Origin of the sequence: Streptomyces sp. NPDC005017 (assembly GCF_042873115.1) — a bacterium.
GTDB lineage: Bacteria > Actinomycetota > Actinomycetes > Streptomycetales > Streptomycetaceae > Streptomyces.
In genome coordinates this window covers 1-19,349 of sequence record NZ_JBIALD010000050.1, presented here as the reverse complement: position 1 = coordinate 19,349, position 19,349 = coordinate 1, and the positions used below count along the sequence as shown (strand labels likewise).

Annotated in this window: 20 protein-coding genes; 6 read left to right on the top strand and 14 right to left on the bottom strand. The window is 70.3% G+C overall.

The window, feature by feature from the left end:
* Window positions 1-126: 126 nt before the first annotated feature.
* From ACFYR0_RS37470 to ACFYR0_RS37460, 3 genes are all read right to left on the bottom strand, one after another.
* Window positions 127-3,723, bottom strand: coding sequence for a LamG-like jellyroll fold domain-containing protein (locus tag ACFYR0_RS37470; RefSeq protein WP_389338775.1), 3,597 nt, complete (start codon window positions 3,721-3,723; stop codon window positions 127-129).
* Window positions 3,724-4,287: 564 nt separating this feature from the next.
* Window positions 4,288-4,476, bottom strand: coding sequence for a hypothetical protein (locus ACFYR0_RS37465; RefSeq protein WP_389338763.1), 189 nt, complete (start codon window positions 4,474-4,476; stop codon window positions 4,288-4,290).
* 163 nt (window positions 4,477-4,639) lie between these two features.
* A complete protein-coding gene (locus ACFYR0_RS37460; protein WP_389338761.1) occupies window positions 4,640-5,422 on the bottom strand; it encodes a restriction endonuclease in 783 nt (260 codons plus the stop codon).
* Between the two features lie 205 nt (window positions 5,423-5,627).
* Between ACFYR0_RS37460 and ACFYR0_RS37455 the strand changes: the two genes are divergently transcribed.
* Window positions 5,628-5,870 (top strand): DUF6411 family protein, encoded by a 243-nt coding sequence (locus ACFYR0_RS37455; RefSeq protein ID WP_389338772.1) that lies wholly within the window; start codon window positions 5,628-5,630, stop codon window positions 5,868-5,870.
* A 24-nt stretch (window positions 5,871-5,894) separates the two neighbouring features.
* Here the strand turns inward: ACFYR0_RS37455 and ACFYR0_RS37450 are convergent, their stop codons facing one another.
* Genes ACFYR0_RS37450 through ACFYR0_RS37440 form a run of 3 tightly spaced genes read right to left on the bottom strand, consistent with a single transcriptional unit; the run spans window position 5,895 to window position 9,285 of the window.
* Entirely contained in the window at window positions 5,895-6,353 is a 459-nt protein-coding gene (locus ACFYR0_RS37450; protein ID WP_389338758.1) for a response regulator, read from the bottom strand.
* A complete protein-coding gene (locus tag ACFYR0_RS37445; protein ID WP_389338769.1) occupies window positions 6,350-8,017 on the bottom strand; it encodes a CHASE3 domain-containing protein in 1,668 nt (555 codons plus the stop codon). The genes ACFYR0_RS37450 and ACFYR0_RS37445 overlap by 4 nt, the downstream gene beginning before the upstream one ends.
* A gap of 8 nt (window positions 8,018-8,025) precedes the next feature.
* The gene (locus ACFYR0_RS37440) at window positions 8,026-9,285 is read right to left on the bottom strand and encodes a PP2C family protein-serine/threonine phosphatase (RefSeq protein WP_389338755.1); all 1,260 of its coding nucleotides are present in this window, start codon (window positions 9,283-9,285) and stop codon (window positions 8,026-8,028) included.
* 245 nt (window positions 9,286-9,530) lie between these two features.
* On the opposite strand from ACFYR0_RS37440, the gene ACFYR0_RS37435 reads away from it, so the two are divergent.
* On the top strand, window positions 9,531-10,037 hold the full coding sequence (locus ACFYR0_RS37435; protein ID WP_389338752.1) for a MarR family winged helix-turn-helix transcriptional regulator: 507 nt from the start codon (window positions 9,531-9,533) through the stop codon (window positions 10,035-10,037).
* A gap of 49 nt (window positions 10,038-10,086) precedes the next feature.
* Here ACFYR0_RS37435 and ACFYR0_RS37430 read toward each other — a convergent pair whose 3' ends face one another.
* Together ACFYR0_RS37430 and ACFYR0_RS37425 are read right to left on the bottom strand one after the other, a co-directional pair.
* Window positions 10,087-10,530: an anti-sigma regulatory factor gene (locus ACFYR0_RS37430; RefSeq protein WP_389338766.1), complete on the bottom strand. Its 444-nt coding sequence runs from the start codon at window positions 10,528-10,530 to the stop codon at window positions 10,087-10,089.
* Window positions 10,531-10,730: 200 nt separating this feature from the next.
* Window positions 10,731-11,903: a PP2C family protein-serine/threonine phosphatase gene (locus tag ACFYR0_RS37425; RefSeq protein WP_389338749.1), complete on the bottom strand. Its 1,173-nt coding sequence runs from the start codon at window positions 11,901-11,903 to the stop codon at window positions 10,731-10,733.
* 199 nt (window positions 11,904-12,102) lie between these two features.
* On the opposite strand from ACFYR0_RS37425, the gene ACFYR0_RS37420 reads away from it, so the two are divergent.
* The 4 genes from ACFYR0_RS37420 to ACFYR0_RS37405 all read left to right on the top strand — a co-directional run bounded on the left by ACFYR0_RS37420 (window position 12,103) and on the right by ACFYR0_RS37405 (window position 14,192).
* On the top strand, window positions 12,103-12,537 hold the full coding sequence (locus ACFYR0_RS37420; protein WP_389338746.1) for a MarR family winged helix-turn-helix transcriptional regulator: 435 nt from the start codon (window positions 12,103-12,105) through the stop codon (window positions 12,535-12,537).
* 345 nt (window positions 12,538-12,882) lie between these two features.
* Window positions 12,883-13,059 (top strand): hypothetical protein, encoded by a 177-nt coding sequence (locus tag ACFYR0_RS37415; RefSeq protein WP_386383348.1) that lies wholly within the window; start codon window positions 12,883-12,885, stop codon window positions 13,057-13,059.
* Window positions 13,060-13,283: 224 nt separating this feature from the next.
* The gene (locus ACFYR0_RS37410; protein ID WP_389338742.1) at window positions 13,284-13,457 is read left to right on the top strand and encodes a CsbD family protein; all 174 of its coding nucleotides are present in this window, start codon (window positions 13,284-13,286) and stop codon (window positions 13,455-13,457) included.
* Window positions 13,458-13,742: 285 nt separating this feature from the next.
* The gene (locus ACFYR0_RS37405; protein WP_389338739.1) at window positions 13,743-14,192 is read left to right on the top strand and encodes an ATP-binding protein; all 450 of its coding nucleotides are present in this window, start codon (window positions 13,743-13,745) and stop codon (window positions 14,190-14,192) included.
* A gap of 40 nt (window positions 14,193-14,232) precedes the next feature.
* Here ACFYR0_RS37405 and ACFYR0_RS37400 read toward each other — a convergent pair whose 3' ends face one another.
* The 6 genes from ACFYR0_RS37400 to ACFYR0_RS37375 all read right to left on the bottom strand — a co-directional run bounded on the left by ACFYR0_RS37400 (window position 14,233) and on the right by ACFYR0_RS37375 (window position 19,057).
* Window positions 14,233-14,736: an ATP-binding protein gene (locus ACFYR0_RS37400; RefSeq protein ID WP_389338736.1), complete on the bottom strand. Its 504-nt coding sequence runs from the start codon at window positions 14,734-14,736 to the stop codon at window positions 14,233-14,235.
* A 39-nt stretch (window positions 14,737-14,775) separates the two neighbouring features.
* Window positions 14,776-15,615: an RNA polymerase sigma factor SigF gene (locus tag ACFYR0_RS37395; protein WP_389338733.1), complete on the bottom strand. Its 840-nt coding sequence runs from the start codon at window positions 15,613-15,615 to the stop codon at window positions 14,776-14,778.
* 170 nt (window positions 15,616-15,785) lie between these two features.
* Window positions 15,786-17,216: an IS607 family element RNA-guided endonuclease TnpB gene (gene tnpB, locus ACFYR0_RS37390; RefSeq protein ID WP_389338730.1), complete on the bottom strand. Its 1,431-nt coding sequence runs from the start codon at window positions 17,214-17,216 to the stop codon at window positions 15,786-15,788.
* A gap of 26 nt (window positions 17,217-17,242) precedes the next feature.
* Entirely contained in the window at window positions 17,243-17,818 is a 576-nt protein-coding gene (locus ACFYR0_RS37385; RefSeq protein WP_389338727.1) for an IS607 family transposase, read from the bottom strand.
* Window positions 17,819-18,111: 293 nt separating this feature from the next.
* Window positions 18,112-18,492 (bottom strand): ArsR/SmtB family transcription factor, encoded by a 381-nt coding sequence (locus ACFYR0_RS37380; protein WP_389338724.1) that lies wholly within the window; start codon window positions 18,490-18,492, stop codon window positions 18,112-18,114.
* A 190-nt stretch (window positions 18,493-18,682) separates the two neighbouring features.
* Window positions 18,683-19,057, bottom strand: coding sequence for a hypothetical protein (locus ACFYR0_RS37375; RefSeq protein ID WP_386383359.1), 375 nt, complete (start codon window positions 19,055-19,057; stop codon window positions 18,683-18,685).
* Window positions 19,058-19,349 lie beyond the last annotated feature (292 nt).

Below are 19,349 nucleotides of genomic sequence, written 5' to 3'. Positions count from 1 at the left end.
TGAGGGGTTTGGTGGGGGTGGCCCGGCGTGGCCGGGGGGGGGCGCGGGGGCGGGGGGGGGGGGGGGGGGGCGGCCGGGCACGGGGGGGGGGGGGGGGGGGGGGGGGCCCCCCCCGGCCCGCGGCTGTCACTGCTCGGCGTTGCGCCGGTTGGCGATCATGTCGGTGGAGGTGGCTCCGGCCCAGACACGGACGCTGTCGATGGTTCCGGGGAAGTAGCGCGCGGCGGCGCCGTTGATCTTCGCCCGGCCGATCTCGAACGCGCCGCCGCCCTGCCAGGGTGCCGAGTACGACACACCGTCCTGGTCACCCATCAGCCCGCTGTCGACGTAGAGCTTGAGGCCGCCGAGCCTGGAGGTGTCGTCGGGGTCGGCGGCCGCCTGCGCGTCGTAGACGACGGTCAGCATGACCGGAACGCCCAGCTGGGCCGTGGTCAGCGCCTCCGACTCGCTCGTGGTCCACACCGCCCCGGTACCGTCCTTGTCGGGACGGCCGAACGTCCACCGGCCCTGGGTGCTGCCGGCCGGCTGCTGGTACCAGACGCCCCAGGCGGACTGGCTGGTGCCCGACTGGCCGAACACCTGCACCGAGTAGGACTTGGTGGTGTCGGCGAGCTTGGCGGGGTCCAGCGTCACCCAGGCGGTCGCGGTGAAGGAGCCGGTGTCGTCGACGACCGGTCCGGCGGCGGTGGCGTACGCGCTGGTGCCGTTCAGGGACATCGTCTGCGAGGTCGTGACCTCTTCGCCGATGTCCGGGTCACCGGTGGTGATCTGGGCGAGCGTGGCGCCGTTCAGGGTGAGGTTGCGGCCGAAGCCGCTGGTGTCCTTCACCGTGGTGCCGGTCGCGTTGACCATGTCCGTGGCGTCCCACTTGGCGACGAGCACCGGGACCGGGTCACCGGAGGTGCCGTCGCTGAGGTCCTCGTCCTCCAGCCAGGCATCGTGGGCGAGTTCGGAGTCGGCGAGGGCGCGGGACCAGACCTTGACCTCGTCGACGGTGCCGGAGAAGTACTCCTTGCCCGCCGTGTTGTGCCACAGCCGTCCGACCTGGAGGTTGCCGGACGCCTTCCACGGAGTGGCCGTGAACGGCGTCGGAGCGCCCTGCGGAACGCCGTTGACGTACAGCTGCACGGTCTGCGCGGCGGCGTCGTAGACACCCGCCAGGTGTGTCCAGGCGTTCAGGACCGGCGGCTTGGTGCCGATCGAGCGGATGATCACCGGGTCGACGACGTCCGTCTGGTGACGGTTGAAGATCCAGGCGTTGTACGAGCTGGAGTAGTACAGCTGGAAGCCTGAGGCGTTCGTGCCCGCCTGGGACAGGACGGTGTAGTTGACGTCCTTCTTCGTCAGCCGCGCCCAGGCCGAGACGGTGAAGGACTTGGTGGTGTCCAGGACCGCGCCGGAAGTGTTGAGGTAGGCACTGGTGCCGTTGAGCTTCGCCGCACCGGCGCCGTTGCGGGCCAACGTGTCCCAGGTCGCGCCCGAGTTGGTCAGCGGGTGCGCGGTGGCGGTGGTGGCGTCGGTGAGGGTGCTGTCCAGGTGCCAGATGCCCGCGGGCTGTTCGGCGCCGTTCACCAGGAAGCTGTAGTAGCCGGTGAGGGAGCTGTGTCCGGCGGCGTCGTAGCCCCAGACCTGGATGGTGTTCTCACCGGCCTGGTTCGGAGGGATCGACTGGGTGGTGGACGCGCCCTGGGCGACCGGGATGGGCGGGGAGACCGCGCCGCTGTTCAGTCTCCACCGGTAGCTGACCACGTCCGACTGGATGCCGGCCTGGGTGGGGTTGGTGTCCCCGGGCGTGAAGGTGAACTTGCCCGCGGTGCCCACCGCGCCCGCGGCGGGGTGGGTCTCGGCCGGCTTGTAGACGCCGTCCGCGCTGGACACCGTCGGCGCCGGAGGCGAGTCGGTGTCGACCCGGAAGTAGCACCAGGACGACCAGGACGAGTCGAGTACGCCGGTGGTGCCCCGGTCGGTCTGGTAGTAGGCCTGCGTCTTGACCCGCATCCGGTAGTCGGTCTGCGGCGGAAGTGCGGTGGTGGACGCGTCGCGGACCGCGTTGTCGGCGACCCACGCGCTGCTCGGTGAGGCCGCGTACCACGCGCGGCTGGAGCCGTCGGCCTTCCACACCTCGAACAGGGCGCGCAGTTGCGCCTGGCTGCCGTCGACCGACTGGACCGTCCCCAGCATCTTGGGGGTGGTGTCGCTGGTGGCGAAAGGTGTCGTGGAGGCGTTGCAGGCACGCCCGGTGGTGCCCTGCTGGACGCCGTACGAGGTCGGCTTGTCCGGGTACGAGACGTAGGTCACCGACAGCTTGGCGTCGTTGCGGAAGCGCGCCCAGGCTGCGGCGTCGGACTCGTCGTGCGCGGTCAGCGAGAAGGTGATCTCGGGCGACTTGTTCGCGGCGTGCGTCGAGAGGGTCGGGGTGAGATTCTCGTTGGTCTCCTCGTCGACGTTGTCGCTGAAGCGGACCCAGTTGGCCGGCTGCGAGGGGCTGCACAGCCCGCCTCGGCCGTAGGACACGTGCCGGTCGCCCATCAGGTCGTCCGCGCTGGGGCGGCCGGACCACGTGGTGCTGGAAGAGATGCCCTTGGTGACGTGGCTGAGGTCGTACCACTGCGCGTCACAGGTGAACGACCATGTCATGTAGACCTCGAACGTGGCGTCCAGGATCTTCTTGCCGTGGATCGAGGACAGCGGGTATTCGAAGTACAGGCGCTGCGTGTACGGACTGTTGGAGCAGAGGTAGCCGGCGTAGTTGGAGCAGCGACCCACGCCCTTCTCCCCGCTGAACTCCCAGAACTTGTCGCCGTCCGAGGACAGCGCGGTCCAGTCGCCCAGGGCGATGCCCTTGGTCGGCGGGTCGATGTACAGCGGGAAGACGGTGTCCTCGCCGTGCAGCAGGGCGGGGTCGGGGGTGATCTCCAGCGCCTTGTCGGTCACCCTCAGCGGCAGTTCGGATTCCGCGTCGCCGGTACTGGGGCCCTCCGTGGGGGCGGGCTCGCCCTTGGCGTCGGGCACGGGGGTGGGGGTCGCGGGCGCGGGTGTCGCGGTGGGTTCCGCGGGGGTGGGATCGTCGTTCGCGGCTGCCGCCTCGCCCTTCAGCGGGCCGACGGCGGCGAGCTGGGTGGCCGCTTCCGTGGTGGTCGTGGTGACCGGCGCGTCCGTGGCGACCGCGGTGTCACCGGCGGAGTCCCACATCCGCCCCGCCGGGCTCTCGAAGACGGGCGTTCCCTCGCCGTCCCGCGCGACGAATCCGCCGTCGGGTGTGGCGGTGACGTCCAGGCTTCCGGAGACACTCATCCTGATCGACGCCAGCGCCGGGTTCCCCGCGGCCTCGGCGGACTTGACCACGAGGACCGACGTGTAGCCGGTGCTCAGTGCGGTCAGGCGCAGGTCGACCCCCGGCAGGACCTCGGCGTACGTCGCCGTGGAGCCCTCCAGACGGGGCTCGGGCAGCGTGGTGGGCCAGCCGAGCTTCAGCTCGTGCCCCTCGTCCTCCAGGGTGACGAGGCTCTTGCCGTCGCCACCGCCCGAGAAGGCGAGGTCGGCCGTGGTGTTCCGCGCCCTCACCGAACCGTCGGCCGCGCGGGCGAGGCTGGTGTCGATGGGGGCCCAGGCGCCGTTGTCCCGCTGGGCGCGGACCGGAGCGGCGTTCATCTCCTGCGTGAAGGTGCCGTCCGGGTTGGCGAACACCTGGGACGACTCGGTTGTCCGCGTGTCCACGGCCACCCGCTTGCCGGTCTTCGCCGCGCGGGCGCTCGCCTTCGCCTCGGGAGTGCGGTCGGGTGCCGCCGAGACCGCCCCGTCATCTGCGAGTGCCGGCGACGCGCCGACCCCTGCCGCCGGGACCAGTCCCGCCAGCAGTGCGACGGCGGTCGCCCCGCCTCTCAGCGCCTGACGCCAGCCACGCGCCCCTTGTTGGATCTTCACACTCCACCCGTTCCTTCAAATGTGCCCAGAACAAGCTGTGATGATCAAGTGCCAGGTACATGAAGGTCAATGGGGTCGTCGATCACACAGGGTGAAGCGCACCCTAAAGTCGGCTTTGACGCCCGATTCTTGAGCAGAATTTGGCCAAGGCCGTCTCACAGCGTGCGTCTACTGCGTCGGACTTCGGCGTTCGACACCCCTGACGTGGGCGTACGGTTCGGGGCGGTCATGCCCCGGTGCCCGCGTCCGGTGAGTTCGGGCCTCGGGTGGCCGACGGTCCGCGCGGACCCCAGGGACCACGCGGACCGTACGGGCTCACAAGGCCCGGCCGTGAGAGGCAGCTCGCTCACCCACTGCTTCGGCTCAGCAGGGCCCCTTGTCCTGGCCCGTGCCGCACACCGGGCCCGGGTCCCCGGCGATGGAGATCAGGAAGATGACCCAGGCCACGAGGACAACCACGAACACCGTGCGCCAGAGCAGTTCGGTGCGTCGTCGCTTGCCCTCGTCGTGCCCCTCGCCACTGTCGCCGTCGTTGTCACCGTCGCCGCTCATGGTCCCCCTCGCGCTGGAACGTCTCACGTTCGAGCCGGTCGCTCCCCTGCGAGCCGTACCCGGATGACCGACGCCTCACGCGGACACCCCTTCGGCGTCGCGCAGATCACAACGCCGCTTGCCGCACCGCCCGTTGCCTCAGGAATGCTTGCGGGGTGCCTGCTCAGCGGCTCACCGGCGTCCAAGGAGCCGGGCCCGTGCCGTCGCTCCACGCCCGCAGTGCCTCCCCGTCCAGGCACAGGATCCCGCACTGCTCGGCGTACTCGACCGCGGGCGCCGTGAAGCCGCTCGTGGTCACGAGGACGGCGAGGTCGGCCTCGTGCACCGCGTAGCAGGTGCCGCCGAAGCGTTGAAGGTCCTGGGAGCCGACACGGTTCTCGACGTCGTAGCGCTTGCACTGGATGACAAGCCGCCGCCCGTCCGGCGTCACGGCCACTACGTCCGCGCCCAAGTCTCCCGCACCACCGACGACTTCGACCCCGACGCAGCCGTCGCGCTCGCACAGCGCCGCCACGGCCTGCTCGAACTCGTCGGCGTCGAGGGCGTCGTGGTCGACCGCGGAACAGCGCCGTTCTCCTGTCCCGGCGCGGTCGAGGCCGTCGTCGTGCGGCTCGTACTGCGTCGGCGGGGGCGAGTGCCCGGCCTGCGCCTCCAGCGCGTGCAGCGCCGTGTCCGTCGCGGCCTCCAGCGCCTCGGCGGCCCGCTGCGCGGCGCCGACGGCTGAGGCGCCCCGACGCCGGCGGCGCAGCGCGAGAGCGGAGGAGACCGCCACCAGACCCAGGGCCACCCCCCACACGGGCCGCCTTTCGAAGGTCGCGACAGCGGTACGCACGGCGAGCCCCGCCACGCAGACGACCAGGGCGAGAAGGCCGAAGTACACGGCGGTCGCCCGGAGATCGAACCGTCGGCGGCCGATGCGGCGTGTGCGGCGTGCGGGTGTCGTCACTGTGCGGCAGCCCCCTTGTGATGGATCCGTTGTGAGGGATCCGTGGATCACCGCTTGTGCCCGCGAACCTCTCGGTCACCCGTCCTGTTCGCGCTGCGCGGAGCCGTCACCGTGCCGACGATCCGCACGGTGTGAGCGCGGTATGACGGGGCAGTCGGTGGAGCACACCCAGTCAGCTTCGGAACACCGGGAATTGGAGACCGAGATGGTCATCGGCTTCGTCGTCGTCGCCTGTGCAGTGCTGGCCGTGCTGGCCTTTCTGCTGCCGCGCCTGTCGCGCCACCCGCAGAACGGTGCCCAGCGGGGCCTGGGAGCCGGTTCGCGCGCCGGCTCGAAGGCGCCCGGGATCCTCGGCCGTCTGCTGAGCAAGCCGTTCAGCTCCAGCTCCCGGGCGATGGGCCGCAGCGGTGGCGCCGGACGCCGGGCGCGTGGCCGTATGCCCTTCTGAGCCGCGTACCGGGCACGGCGGCCGTCACCTGGGAGTCATGTCCGGGCGCGGCAGGCGCACTACGGTCACGAAGAACTCGTCGATCTGACGGACCGCGGCGATGAACTGGTCCAGATCGACCGGCTTGGTGACATAGGCGTTGGCGTGGAGCTTGTAACTGCGCAGGATGTCCTCCTCGGCGGAGGACGTGGTGAGGACGACCACGGGGATGTGGGCGAGGTCGGGGTCGGACTTGATGCGCTCCAGGACCTGCCGGCCGTCGTACTTGGGCAGGTTGAGGTCGAGCAGGATCAGGTCCGGGGTCGGGGCCCCGGTGTGCGCGCCCCGGCGGTAGAGGAAGTCGAGAGCCTCCTCCCCGTCGCGGACGACATGCAGCGTGTTGCCGATCTTGTTGTCCTCGAACGCCTCTCGGGTCATGAGTTCGTCGCCGGGGTCGTCCTCGACGAGGAGCACCTCGATGGGCTGTGTGGCGGGCGGGGTCATACGGGTTGTCCTTCCGGGGTGGTGCGGCCGGGGGCGGTCCCGTCGGCCGGGGCGGTGGTGCCGGCCGGGACCGCCGTGGCGCGGGGCAGGGTGAAGCAGAAGCGGGTGCCGTCGGTGTGTGCCGTGTCGATCCAGATGTGACCGCCGTGGAACTCCACGATCTTCTTGCAGAGGGCGAGACCGATACCCGTGCCCGAGTAGGCGTCGCGGCCGTGCAGGCGCTGGAAGATGACGAAGACCTTCTCGGTGAAATCCTCGGGGATACCGATGCCGTTGTCCGTCACGCTCACCTTCCAGGCCCTGGCCGTCTCGTCGGCCTCGTCGGCCTCGGGATCGGGCTCGCAGGTGATGGAGACGCGGGGTGCGCGGTCGGGGTGCCGGAACTTCACTGCGTTGCCGATCAGGTTCTGCCAGAGCATGACCAGCAGCGTCGGATCGCCGGTGATCTCGGGGAGGTTGTCGGGGCGCTCGATCACCGCCCCGGACTCCTCCGCGGCGGCGGCGAGGTTGGCGAGCGCCTTGTCCAGGGTCCGCTCCAGGTCGACGGAGAGTTGGGCGTCGTTGACCCGTCCGACCCTGGAGAACGTGAGGAGGTCGTTGATGAGGATCTGCATGCGCTTGGCACCGTCCACCGCGAACGCGATGTACTGCGTGCCGCGTTCGTCCAGGACGTCCCCGTAGCGCTTCTCCAGCAGCTGGCAGAAGGAGGCGACCTTGCGCAGCGGCTCCTGGAGGTCGTGCGAGGCGACGTAGGCGAACTGCTCCAGCTCGGTGTTGGACCTGCGCAGTTCCACCGCCTGCGCGTCCAGGTCGGCGGCCTGGCGGGTCAGGTGCTCGTGCTGGACGCGGGAGGCGTCGAGTTCCGCCACGAGACGTCGGCGCATGGCCTCCACGTCGTCGGCCATGGCCCGGATGTCCGCCGGCCCCTCCGCCGGGATGCGCCGCTGGAAGTCGCCCTGGGCCACCTCTCGGGACGCGGCGCGCAGGCCGCCCAGCGGCCGGGCGACCAGGGCGTGGACCAGCAGGGCCAGCGTGACGCCGGTGAGGAGGAACACGGCGATCATGCCGCCGAGCACCCAGTCCCGTACGGTGCGCATGTGCTCCAGCTGGTCACGCCCATGCGCCTTGGCCTGGTTCAGATGGCTGTTCTGCGTGGTGAACAGCGCGCGGAGGTGGTCGAAGGCGTCCTTGCCGCGCGTGGTGGTGGCCGGGTCGGCCGGGCGGGGAGCGTTGAGGGAGACCCCGGCGATCAGCGGGTCGGCGTACTCGCGGCGCCATGCGGCCGCCGCCCGCTCGATGTCGTCCAGGTCCTGCCGCAGCGTCGCCCGGTCACCGACGAGGGCCCGTAGCCGCGCGGTGGAGTCGCGCTCGGCCTTCTGACCCTCGGTGTACGGCGTGAGGAAGCGGGAGTCGGCGGCTATGACGTAGCCGCGCGCTCCGGTCTCCTGGTTCAGCAGGGCGTTCTGCAACCGCAGGGCCTCGGCGCGGGCCGGCTGGATCTCGTCGATCAGCTGGTCGGAGACGCGGGCGGTGCGGGACAGCAGTTCGGCGCCGACGAACGAACCGGTGACGACCAGCGCGATCATCGCCGCCAGGGCTATGTGGAACCACCCCTGCACGGTGATCCGGCCGAGTCGGCCCGGGGTACGGGTCGCGGCGGTCATGGTCTCGGTCACGCTTCCTCGTTCCCTGTCGGCAGCCGGTGCCGGCGTACGTGCAGGACGGCCACGTCGTCGACGAGTCCGCCGTATTCCTCGGCCAGTGACTCGGCGCGCCCGATCAGTTCGTCCACGAACGCCTCGGCCGGCAGCCGTGCCGCCGCGAGTGCCAGCTCCAACAGGCCTTCCTCGCCCAGGCGTTGATTTCCGGGGCCGGTCCGGCCCTCGAACAGGCCGTCGGTGAACAGTACGAGCGCGCCGTCGTCCGGCAGGTCGAGCCGCTGCACGGGCCAGGTGGCCACGCCGCCGGGCAGCACCCCGAGCGCGGGGCCCCCGGGGACCTCGATCCACCGCACGTCGCCGCCGGTGCGCAGCAGCAGTCCCGGATGTCCGGCGCGCGTCACATGCGCCGAGCCGCCGTCGGGCAGCAGTTCCACGCTGGTGAGGGTGGCGAAGATGTGCGCACCGGTCCGCTCGGCGATCAGGATCTCCTCCAGCGTCCTCAACTGCCGGACACCGGTGGCACCACTGACCACGAGCGTGCGCCACGCGATCCGCAGGCCGACCCCGAGCGCCGCCTCGTCGGGCCCGTGCCCCGAGACGTCCCCGATCAGTACGTGCACGCTGCCGTCCGGCGTCTGCACGACGTCGTAGAAGTCGCCGCCGATCAGGGCCTGTTCCCGCCCCGGACGGTAGCGGGCCACCACTTCCAGGCCGGTGGTGTCCCGCAGCAGCGGCGTGGGCAGCAGTCCCCGCTCCAGTCGCCGGTTCTCCTCCGCCCGGAGCAGACCGGTCCGGAGTGCCGCGGCCGCCTGCTCCGCGAGCTTGCGCTGGACGGCGTATCGCACCGCGCGGCCGAACAGCTCCGCGTCGACGCGGCCCTTGACCAGGTAGTCCTGCGCGCCCGCGGCGACCGCGGCGAGGCCGGTGCTCTCCTCCGCCAGCCCCGTGAGCACCACCACCGCGACATCGGCGTGCTGCCGGATGCGGGCCACGCCGTCCAGTCCGTGGGAGTCGGGCAGGTGCAGATCGAGCAGTACGCACTCGAACGGCGCCTTCGCCAGCGCGTCGCACGCTTCGGCCAGGGACCGCACCCAGGTCAGCTTCATGCCCGGCGCGCAGTCGGCGACCAGTTCCTCCACCAGGAGAGCGTCCGCCTCGTCGTCCTCGACCAGCAGGACCGAGGGCTCCTGCCAGGCCCGAGCGGCGCCCTCCGTGACGGCGGACCCCGGAGCGGCCCGCGCCCCGGCGTTCCCCTGCTGTGTTGGGAGCATGCGCCCTGCTTCCGCTCGATGGCCTCTGCCGGGCCCGTCGGAGCCCGTTCATTGCCATACGGCAACGAACGAAGCCTACTGGCACCGCGCGCCACCGTGGTCCACGGATCCCCCCAAAGATCCCGCGCACCCCGTGAATCCCAGGACTACGGACCGCGCCTGCTTGCGCCGCCGGTCTTCGGGTACCGCGTCCCAGTAGGCGTGTTTTCCCGTAGGTGCAGGCGATCGGTGGAAGCGAAGGGTTCGTGACGCGTCTCGATGGGTGCGGGGACGGCCAGGCGGGTGGAACGGGCGGAGATCCGCTGTCCCTCGCGCTGGAGGTCGCCGATGCCGTGGACGGGCTCGCCGACCTGTGGTCGCTGGCGCTCCAGGAGGCGAGTCTGCGGCTCTCGCCGCACCAGTTGCGGGCTCTGCGGATCCTCGACGCGGCACCGGGGCTCAATCTCACCGCGCTGGCCGACGCCATGGACATAGGGCTGCCGACCGCCAGCCGGCTGTGCGACCGGCTGGAGGCGGCAGGCCTGCTGGAGCGGGTGCTGCACCCCCACAGGCGCCGTGAGGTGCGGCTGAACCTCACCGGGCGGGGGTGGCAGATACTCGCCGAGGTGGCCTCGCGCAGGTCGCACTCACTCGCCGGGGTACTCGCGGCCATGGAACCCGCCGGGCGCGAGGCCCTGGGACGGGGCCTGCACGCGTTCCTCGCGGCTCAGCACGACCCGCCGCGCGGCGGTGCGGGCACGGCACCGCCCTGATCGCTCCCGATCGCACCGGGTACGGCCGCTCAGGCCGCCCTCCCCCTGCTCACGACGTACCGGTGCGCGGCGAAGGGACGCCGGAGAGCCATGCGACGACGGTGATGGTGGTGCCCTGGCCCGGCCTGCTGTCGAGGGTGAACTCCTCGACCAGCCGCTTCGCCCCGCTCAGACCCATGCCCAGACCGCCGCCGGTGGTGAAACCGTCGGTCATCGCCTCCTCGACGTCCCTGATGCCGGGACCCGTGTCGACGAAGGCCAGCCCCAGCCCGGGCCGGCCCCCCTCGTCCAGGGACGTCATCTCCATGTACCCGCCACCGCCATGGACGAGGGTGTTGCGGGCGAGTTCGCTGGCCGCCGTCACCAGTTTCGTCTGCTGGACGAGGCCGAAGCCGAGTCGGGCCGCGGCCTGGCGCACCTGTCGGCGCACCCAGGCGAGATCGGCGTCCGAGCCGATGGGCAGGCGCGTGGCCGAGGAGGGCGGGTCATGCATCATGCGCCCTCTTCGGCCGTTCGGCCCCGGCAGGAGGCACCCATACCTGCACCCGCACGGACACCGCCCCCTTCGGGTCGACGAGAAGGCCGCTCACAGACGATCCGATCCGCCATCCGGCAATTATTGCCGGACGACAAATGCTAGCGGGCACGGCCGGAGGCGAACACCAAGCGGCGCCGCGGCCGGGCCTCCCGGCGTCACCGCCCGGCGGGCCTGCCGTGCCAGTCCAGGCACAGCACCAGGGCGTCATCGTCGGGCAGATGTTCGCCGCGATAGCCGGACAGCTCCCGCAGGATGGCCCGCGGCACATCGGCGGCGGGCAGCAGCCGGGTGGACTGGATGGCCCGTGCGAGCGCGGCCACCCCGTACGCCTCACCCTTCGGCGAGGCCACCGCGTGCACACCGTCACTGACGAAGACCAGCCGGTCGCCGGGCACGGCCTGGAACTCCTGCGCCACGTAGTCGGTCTCCTCGAACATGCCCAGCGGGAGCTGCGCCTCGAAGTCGACCCGTTCCACGACGCCGTCGCGCAGCCGCAGCAGCTGGGGGGAGCCCGCGTCCACGACGCTCGCCCGGCCCGTGGCCAGGTCGAAGTCGAACATGAGGACGGACAGATAGCAGCGACCGCGGTAGTGGGCGTAGACGGCCTGGTCGGCCAGGGCGGCCTGGTCGGCGATGGAGATCCCGGCGCGCCGGGCGTTGCGCAGCGCGTTGATGGCCAGATTCGTCAGCAGCGAGGCCTCTATGCCCTCACCCATGCCGTTGGTGACGTACAGCATGAGGTGGTCGGCGCCGGCGGACCAGTCGAAGTTGTCGCCGAAGATGTCGTAGGCGGGCTCCAGCTGGGCGCCCAGATCGTACTCGGGGCGCGAGCAGGAGCGGCCGGGCAGCAACTGCCACTGCATCTCGGCGGCCAGGGTGAGCCGGTCCCTGCGTCGTGCCTGTAGGTACACGTCGGTGTCACGCTCGGCGACGAGCACCTCGCGTCCCAGCACGTCGGCGATCTCGACCAGCTCGGACTGGTGCTGCTGTGCGAGGTCGCTCTCGGGGAAGGCCGCGGTCAGCACCCCGAGGCGCTCGCCCCGCACGCTCACCGGCAGGTGCAGCGCGGCTCGCCCGTCCCGCAACGCCTCACGGTAGGGGCTCTGGGAACCGAAGGCACGGCCTGCCGGGCTGCTGTACAGCGACACCGACTCCGGCGCGTGCCGCCGCGCCGACACCGGCCGCAGCACGGTCAGGCCGTAGTCGGCCAGGAACAGTTCGGCGTCCTCCGCGCCGTACTGATCGATCAGTACGGCGCGGAGGACGTCGAGCAACCCGTGGGGAGCCGCCGCACGCAGAGCGCGTTCAGCGGCCACAAGTCTCTTCATGATGAGCAGTACACCAATCTTTCACCGAACATGCGCGAACCTCACTCACCTGACCGGGTTCCCGGAAGACGACGGCGCTCACCTTGTGTCATCTGTCACCCGCGCGTGCGCCTAGTACGCTGACAGGCACCCCAGTGCCTGCGAGAGTGTGATCGTGACTGCCTTCCGCCGCCGCCCAGAGCCCGATGAGGTCGCACGTGTGACCACCAAGGCCGTTGAGCTGCTGGAAGTCGTGTGGGGCCGGGCTTCGACGGCACCCACCTCCGCGTCCCAGCTGCGCGTGCTGCACATCCTCGAGCACCACGACGGCATCAACCTGCGCACGCTCGCCGAGTCGCTCGCGTCCACCCCGCCGTCCACCAGCCGGCTCTGTGACCGCCTGGTGGCCGCCGGTTTCGTCGAACGGGTGGTGAGCGCGGCCGACAGACGTGAGGTGCGGCTGCACCTCAGCAGCCGGGGGCGCACCTTCCTCGACGACCTGCGCACCCGCCGGGAGCAGGAGTTGCACAAGGTGCTGGCGGACATGCCCGCCGCCAAGCGGACAGCGCTGCTGGAGGGGCTGGAGTCGTTCTGTGCCACCGCCTCCACGCAGATACACGAAGAAACCGCTGATCCAGGCAGCCGAACCGCCTGACCGCCTCCGCCCGGCACCGATGCCGCCATCGCCTTGCGGTGACGGCGGCCGGCACACGGAGCAGTCTCCGTCCACCGGAGCATTCCAGGTCCTTCCCCGTGCGCTCTGACATCGTCACTTTGTTGCCTCATGGCCATTGTTGTCAAACGGCAACAGTGCTTTTTGCCGCACTCATCCGCATTCGCCCGCACCATCCTTCCGCGATCCCCCGACGGACGGCACCGCGGGCGGATGGCATCCGTGACGCGACCGCGACCCGGCGCTTCGCCGCCTGTATGGAGCGGCCTTCTCGGGGCATCCGAAGGTGCATCACGCACCATCGGACTCTGTGGAGAGGAAGACCTCGTGCTGGCCATCGCTTCGGCGGTTCTGTTCTTCATCGCCTTTCTGATCAACGCGGCCGACATCTCGACCAACGACGTGTTCACCTCGACCAACCTGATGCTTCTCGGCCTCACCGCGCTGGCGGTGCACCTCTCGGGGAGCGTCTCCGGCCTGGCTGTCCGCGGCCGCAGACGGTGAGGCCGACGGCTCCCGCCGGCACCGCGCGCCGTCACACCCGAAGGGCCCGGCCGTCATTCGGCCGGGCCCTTCGGGTGCGGGCGTAAATCTCCGTCCTGCTGTCAATCTCCGGCCGCTGCGAATATCCCGAGCCATTCCCGAAACCGCCTTGCTTATGAAGAAGGCGCGGGGGTACCCGTCGACCGTCAAGACATCCGGTTCCCTATCACGAGGAGGGCTACTCCATGAGCGCCCACGAGAAGGCCAAGGCGAAGACCGAGCAGGCCAAGGGCAAGACCAAGGAGGCTCTTGGAACGGCCGCAGGCAACGACCGCATGGCCGCGGAAGGGCGGCGGGAGCAGAGCAAGGGGGACGCTCGGGAGGCCAAGGAGAAGGCCAAGGACACGTTCAAGCACTGACACTCCTTCTCCCGGCATGGAAACGGCCCCCTCTTCCCCGAGGGGGCCGTTTCCATGCCCTGGCGTCTATCCGGCGTCATTGTCCGGGCCATTCCTCAGCCTGTTCCGCTCCCCATTCCGCACGTCTCGGCGGCGGATTCCACGCCGGCGTGCGGGAAGGTGAGCCGGTTCTCACCCGACCTCCGCAAATGAGGGCGATACCGGCGCCGACACGGGGTAAAAGGCACTGAGAAGCAAACCCGCACCATGCCAGGAAAACGGAGAAGACCCACAGGGATCACGATTATGGTCACCCCTCTCAGCAACAGGACATCCGACAGCTCCGGACGGCCGGCGCCGTGGCGCTACAACGCTGTCTGGGACACGTCGCACGTTTCGATCGCGGAGGCCCGCAACGCCGTACGCACGCTGCTGACCAGGGCGGGGCACCGCCCGGAGCACAGGCCTAGCCAGGACGCCCAACTGGTCGTCAGCGAGCTGGTCACCAACGCGGTCCGTCACGCACCCGGGCCGTGCGGACTCCTGCTCGAAATCCCGCCGGGAGCCGACCAGTTGCGCATCGCGGTCAGCGACAGCTCACCCGACCTGCCCCGGCGCAAGGCGCCTGACGCCCAACGCGTCGGCGGACATGGCCTGCTCCTGGTCCATCTGCTGTGCAGGCAGGTGCACACGGTGACGCTCAACGTCGGCAAACAGGTTGTGGCCCTGCTGCCGCTCCCCGCGCCCGCAGGCTGACCGCCGGACCGGGGCAAGCCGGACCGGGGCAAGGCCGCGCTCAACGCTCCTGACGGGCGCAGCCGACGGCCGAGGGTCCGCTGGGGCAGGCGTCGAGCGCGGCGGTGGAGTCCAGCTGGATCAGGGCGGTGACCCGCTTGCCGACCACCTCCGGCACGACGGCGAGGTCGGCGGCGACGGCCTTCACGATCTCCAGACCGTGCCCCCCGACCCGGTGAGGGTCCGCGTGCCCGGCCACCGGCAGGACCGGATGGCTGTCCCAGACCTCCACCTCCAGCGCCGCGCCCGTCACACAGAGCCGCAGCAGGATCGGGCCGGGGGCGTACTTGCAGGCGTTCGTGACGAACTCGCTGACGACCAACTGGGCGAGGCTCACGACGCGTTCCGACATCACGGCACGTACCGCCGCCTCGCCCACCAGGAACGCCGCCGTCCAGTGCCGGGCCTCGGCGATGCACGGCCCGTCCCCGGACAGGGCGATCGTGGCCTCGGCCATTACAGGGCGCGGGCCGTCGCGACACTCGCCCTGGGAATCCCCGTCCATCCGAACTACCACTCCCCCGTTCTCAAACGTTCCTCGAGGTCAGTCGGAGGCGAGCAGTTCCTCACGGAGCCGCGCCAGGCAGCGCGACAGGAGGCGGGAGACATGCATCTGGGACACGCCCAGACGGGCACCGATCTGGGCCTGTGTGAGTTCCTCGACGAACCGCATATGGATGATCTCACGGTCCCGGTCGTCGAGTTCGGCGATCAGCGGAGCCAGCGCATGGAAGTCCTCCACCAGTTCGAAGGCCTCGTCCTCGGCTCCGATGAAGTCCTGGAGGACGGTCTCGCCGTCCTGACTGCTGTTGATCGTGGCGTCCAGGGAGGAGGAGTTGTAGCCGTTGGCGGCGAGGCGGGCCTCGCGGACCTCGTCCTCGGGCAGGCTCATCAGCTCGGACAGTTCCTTGTCCGTGGGAGTACGGCCGAGTCGGCTGCTGAGTTCCTCGGTCGCCCGGGCGAGCTGCCCGCGTGCCTCCTGAAGGCGGCGCGGCACATGCACGGCCCAGGTGGTGTCGCGGAAGAAGCGCTTGATCTCGCCGACGATGTAGGGGATGGCGAAGGAGGTGAACTCCGTCTGCCGTGACAGCTCGAACCGGTCGATCGCCTTGATCAGTCCGATCATGCCGACCTGGACGATGTCCTCCATCTCCTCCGGGTTCCGGCTGCGGAACCGGCCGGCGGCGAAGCGCACCAGGGTCATGTTCATCTCGATCAGCGTGCTGCGGGCGTAGCTGTACTCCTCGGTGCCCTCCTCCAGCACCTCCAACTGCCCGAAGAACAGCTTCGACAGCTCGCGGGCGTCCTTCGGCGCCACCCGGGAAGGATCGACCACGTCGGGCATGCCGGCCTTCTGAGTCGTCGCTGTCACCGTGAGCACCATGACTGTTCCTCTCCCGATCCGCCAAGGGCGATCCCACCGTCACGCGGCCGTACTCGGCCGCGACGCAGCGTCTACCCCGACTCGCCGCGCTCATGCGTGCCGCTTTCGAATCCGTTGCCAAGACCGTAGTCAGATCTCAGCATTCCGGGCATTCCGGCCCGGAAGGTACGTCACATCACCAGCCCGTGAGGGGCTTCGGCTTGAGGACGGTCTCTCGTTTCCGTCTGCCGCCGGTGCGGCAGGGTTGCGCCACCTGCCCGCCCCGCCTGCGCCGTGCGGCTACGGCGGGTGGCGCGGGTCTTCCGGTCGGCTCCACGAGGCTTCGACACCGCCGGGGCGGTGTCCTGGTCTCCGGCCACTCCGGTACCAGGTGCTGCGGCCGCCGCGAGGGCGGCGAGGTTGCGTGCGGCGTTGGCGTCCCGGCCGATGACCAGGCGGCAGGCGTCGCATGCGTAGGTCCGCACGTGCAGCGGCAGCTTGGCTTTCACCGCGCCGCACCCGGAACAGGTCTTGGAGGAGGGGTACCAGCGGTCGGCGGCCAGGAGGCGGCAGCCGTTGCGCTGAGTCTTGTAGGCGAGCTGGCGGCGGATCTCCCCGAACCCGGCGTCGGCGATCCGGCGGGCCAGGCGCCGGTTGCGGAGCATGCCGGCGACGTTGAGGTCCTCGACCACGACGGTGCCGTACTCGGCCGCAACGCCCGTGGTGAGCTGGTGCAGGGCGTCTTCGCGGAGGTTCGCCACCCGGTGGTGGACCTTGTTGCGGGCGGCGTTGGCCTTCTCCCACCGCTTGGAGGGCTGCCGTCCGGTCCTGCGGTCGGGGCCCTGGCGGCGGGACACCGTGCGGGAGGCGCGGCGCAGGCGCTTCAGCGCACCGTCCAGATGCCTCGGATTGGCCACTTCCCGGATCTCTCCCGTGCTGTCGGCCATCACCGCGAGGCTCTTCACGCCGAGGTCGATGCCGACCGCCACGTTCGGGCGGGCCACGCGTTCGAGGTCGCGCTTCACCTCGGCCTGCAAGGAGACGAACCAGCGCCCGCGTTCGTGGCGGACGGTCGCGGACAGGATCCGGGCCGTCCCGGCCTGGACACGGGCGAGGAGCTTCCCGGTGGGCTCGTGGACGCGGATCGTGCCCAGGCGGGGCAGGGTGACGTGCCGGCCGTCGGCGTCGACGCGGATCGTGCCGGTCGTGAACCGGCACGACAGGCGCGCCTTCCGCTTCGACTTGAACCGCGGCATGCCCAGCCGCTTGCCGCGCCGCCTGCCGTTCTTGGACTTCGCGTAGTTGTCGAACGCGGCCGCTGCGTTCGCCAGGCCGGTGCAGTACGCCTCCTTGGAGTTGTCCTGCCACCAGGAGGCGAACCGCGGGTCGGTGTGCTTGGCAGCGTTGAACGCCTTGCGCAGCGCGGGCAGCGACCACGGCCGCCACTCGGTCAGATGCGCCGCGGGGATGCCGTACGTCTCCTCGGCGCGGCGCTGCCACCACGAGGCGGTGACCCAGGCGATGGCCCAGTTGTACGCGGCCCTGGCCGCCCCGCAGTGCGAACGCAGCGCGGCCTCCTGGGCGGCGTTCGGGTCCAGCGCGAACCGGTACGCCTGGACCACGAAACCTGGCTGCGGCCGGAACCTCTTCACCCGGCGGCCTCGCCGGTCGCCACCGCCACCGCACGGGCGGCGCGGCTCTTCGCCGTCCTGCGCCCGTACAGCCGCGCGCGCATCGACGTCAGCACCTCGGTGATGTCCCGGACGAGGTCATCGGCGGTCTCGGCGGCGTCGAGGACGACCAGGCGCCGCCCGGAGGCCGAGAGGACCGCTTCGAGGTGCTCGACACCGAACCGGGCCAGCCGGTCACGGTGCTCGACCACGATCACCGCCGCCTGCGGGTCGGCCAGCACCCGGTGCAGCCTGCGCCGCCGCCCGTCCGGCCCCGAACCGACCTCGGTGACGACCTCGGCGACGGCCAGGCCCAGCCCGTTCGCGCCGGACACGACCCTGGCGGCCTGCCGCTCGCGGTCGGCTTTCTGGTCGGCGGACGACACGCGGCAGTAGGCCACCACCCGCTCGGACGGCTGGACGACGACCTCGTCGACCAGCCATGTCCCGGACGGCGCCTGGCGGACGGGAACGGGTATCTTCCCGTCCTTCACCCACCGCCAGGCGGTCTGGTAGCTCACGCCCTGCTGACGCGCCCACTCCGAAAGCTTCACGAGCCCAATGTAGGTGAGACATCCGACTGGAAACGACTACGAATGACTAGAAAAGCTGTAGCAGCTTTCATCCCTCTCCCACGGCGATCGCGTGCACCGGTTCACCGCGGTGTTCCGGCCCCCGACGCGAAAGCCGGATGCCGGTCCCGAGGCGAAACCGCCGTGGGCCGGCCCCCACGCGAAACAGACCGGCACAGGGCCGGTCCGCTCACGCCATGAGGCCTACTCGCCCGCCGTGCGTGGTGGTTCACGCCGTCGGCGGGCGAGTGGTCTCCGGGTGGGGTCGCCCCGTGTCAGCGGACGCTCTCCGCGGCGGCCTGGTCGGCCACCGTCACGGACGGAGAGTCGTCGGTCTGCTGGAGTTCGACGAGGAGTTCGCTCTGCCCGGCCAGGAGCTCGGTGAGGATCCGGCGGGCCGCACGGAGCAGTTCGGCCACATCACCGCCGGCGAGTGCGTAGCTGACGGTTGAGCCCTCCCGGATGGACACGACGATGCCCGCACGGCGCAGCACGGCCAGTTGCTGGGACAGGCTCGACGGCTCGATCTCGATGTCGGCGAGCAAGTCCCGCACCGCGACCGGCCCGTGCTGCAGCAGCTCCAGGACCCTGATGCGTGCCGGGTGCCCGAGCATACGGAAGAACTCCGCTTTTGCTTGATAGAGAGGGACTCGCATTGCGCTCTTCCTGCCGGTCGGGGATCGCTTCCCGTGGCGCGGGAATGCCGAAGTGACCGCGCCACGGGTCCTCTCTGCTCATTCTCTTCGGCCCGGACGACTCTCGTTCATGAGTTGGGACTCTTCCCATGTGATGACTTGAAGAATTCTTCAACTTATGAGCATGCGTCGGCCCGGTCCTGGCATGCGGTCAAACCTCGAGTTGCTCCTCGACCCGCTTCAACTGATGCCGTGCCATGGCCAGGTTCGAGCGCGCCTTGTCGATGACGAGGTAGAGGAACAGGCCGTTGCCGTTTCGCCCGGTCACCAGCCGGATGAGGTGGTACTGCCCGCCCAGAGTGATCAGGATGTCCTCGATCTCGCTCTCCAGGCCCAGGTGCTCCATGGTGCGGACCTTGGCGCGGACCACATCCGTGTTCCCGGCGGCCGCGACCATCAGATCGAGGTCCTTGCCCCCGCCCAGAGTTCCCAGAGCCATACCGCTGGTGTAGTCGACGACGGCCGCCCCCAGCGACCCCTCGATCCCGGTCATCAGTTCCTTGAGCGACACTTCCACGCTCGCCATCTGCGCCTCCCCTTGGTTGTCGACAGCGACGGGCACCGGTTTTGGAACCCGCCCTGTGAAGCACCGTAGGTCGACCGTCGCGGCGTCAGGCCGGACTGCTCGGGAATAACCCAGAATGATCAATAAGATCATCAAGATGATCGGTTTGGACCGAGGCCGGGGTCGCCTTTTCCAGCGCAATCCAGCCACGGTCCTCACAGGGTCTTTGAGAAGTGCCGAGGTGGGCGGTTCGCCTGCTGAGAGCCGGATGTGACGGCTTGTCGGCTTCTGCCGGAGGCGCCCCTGGACGCAG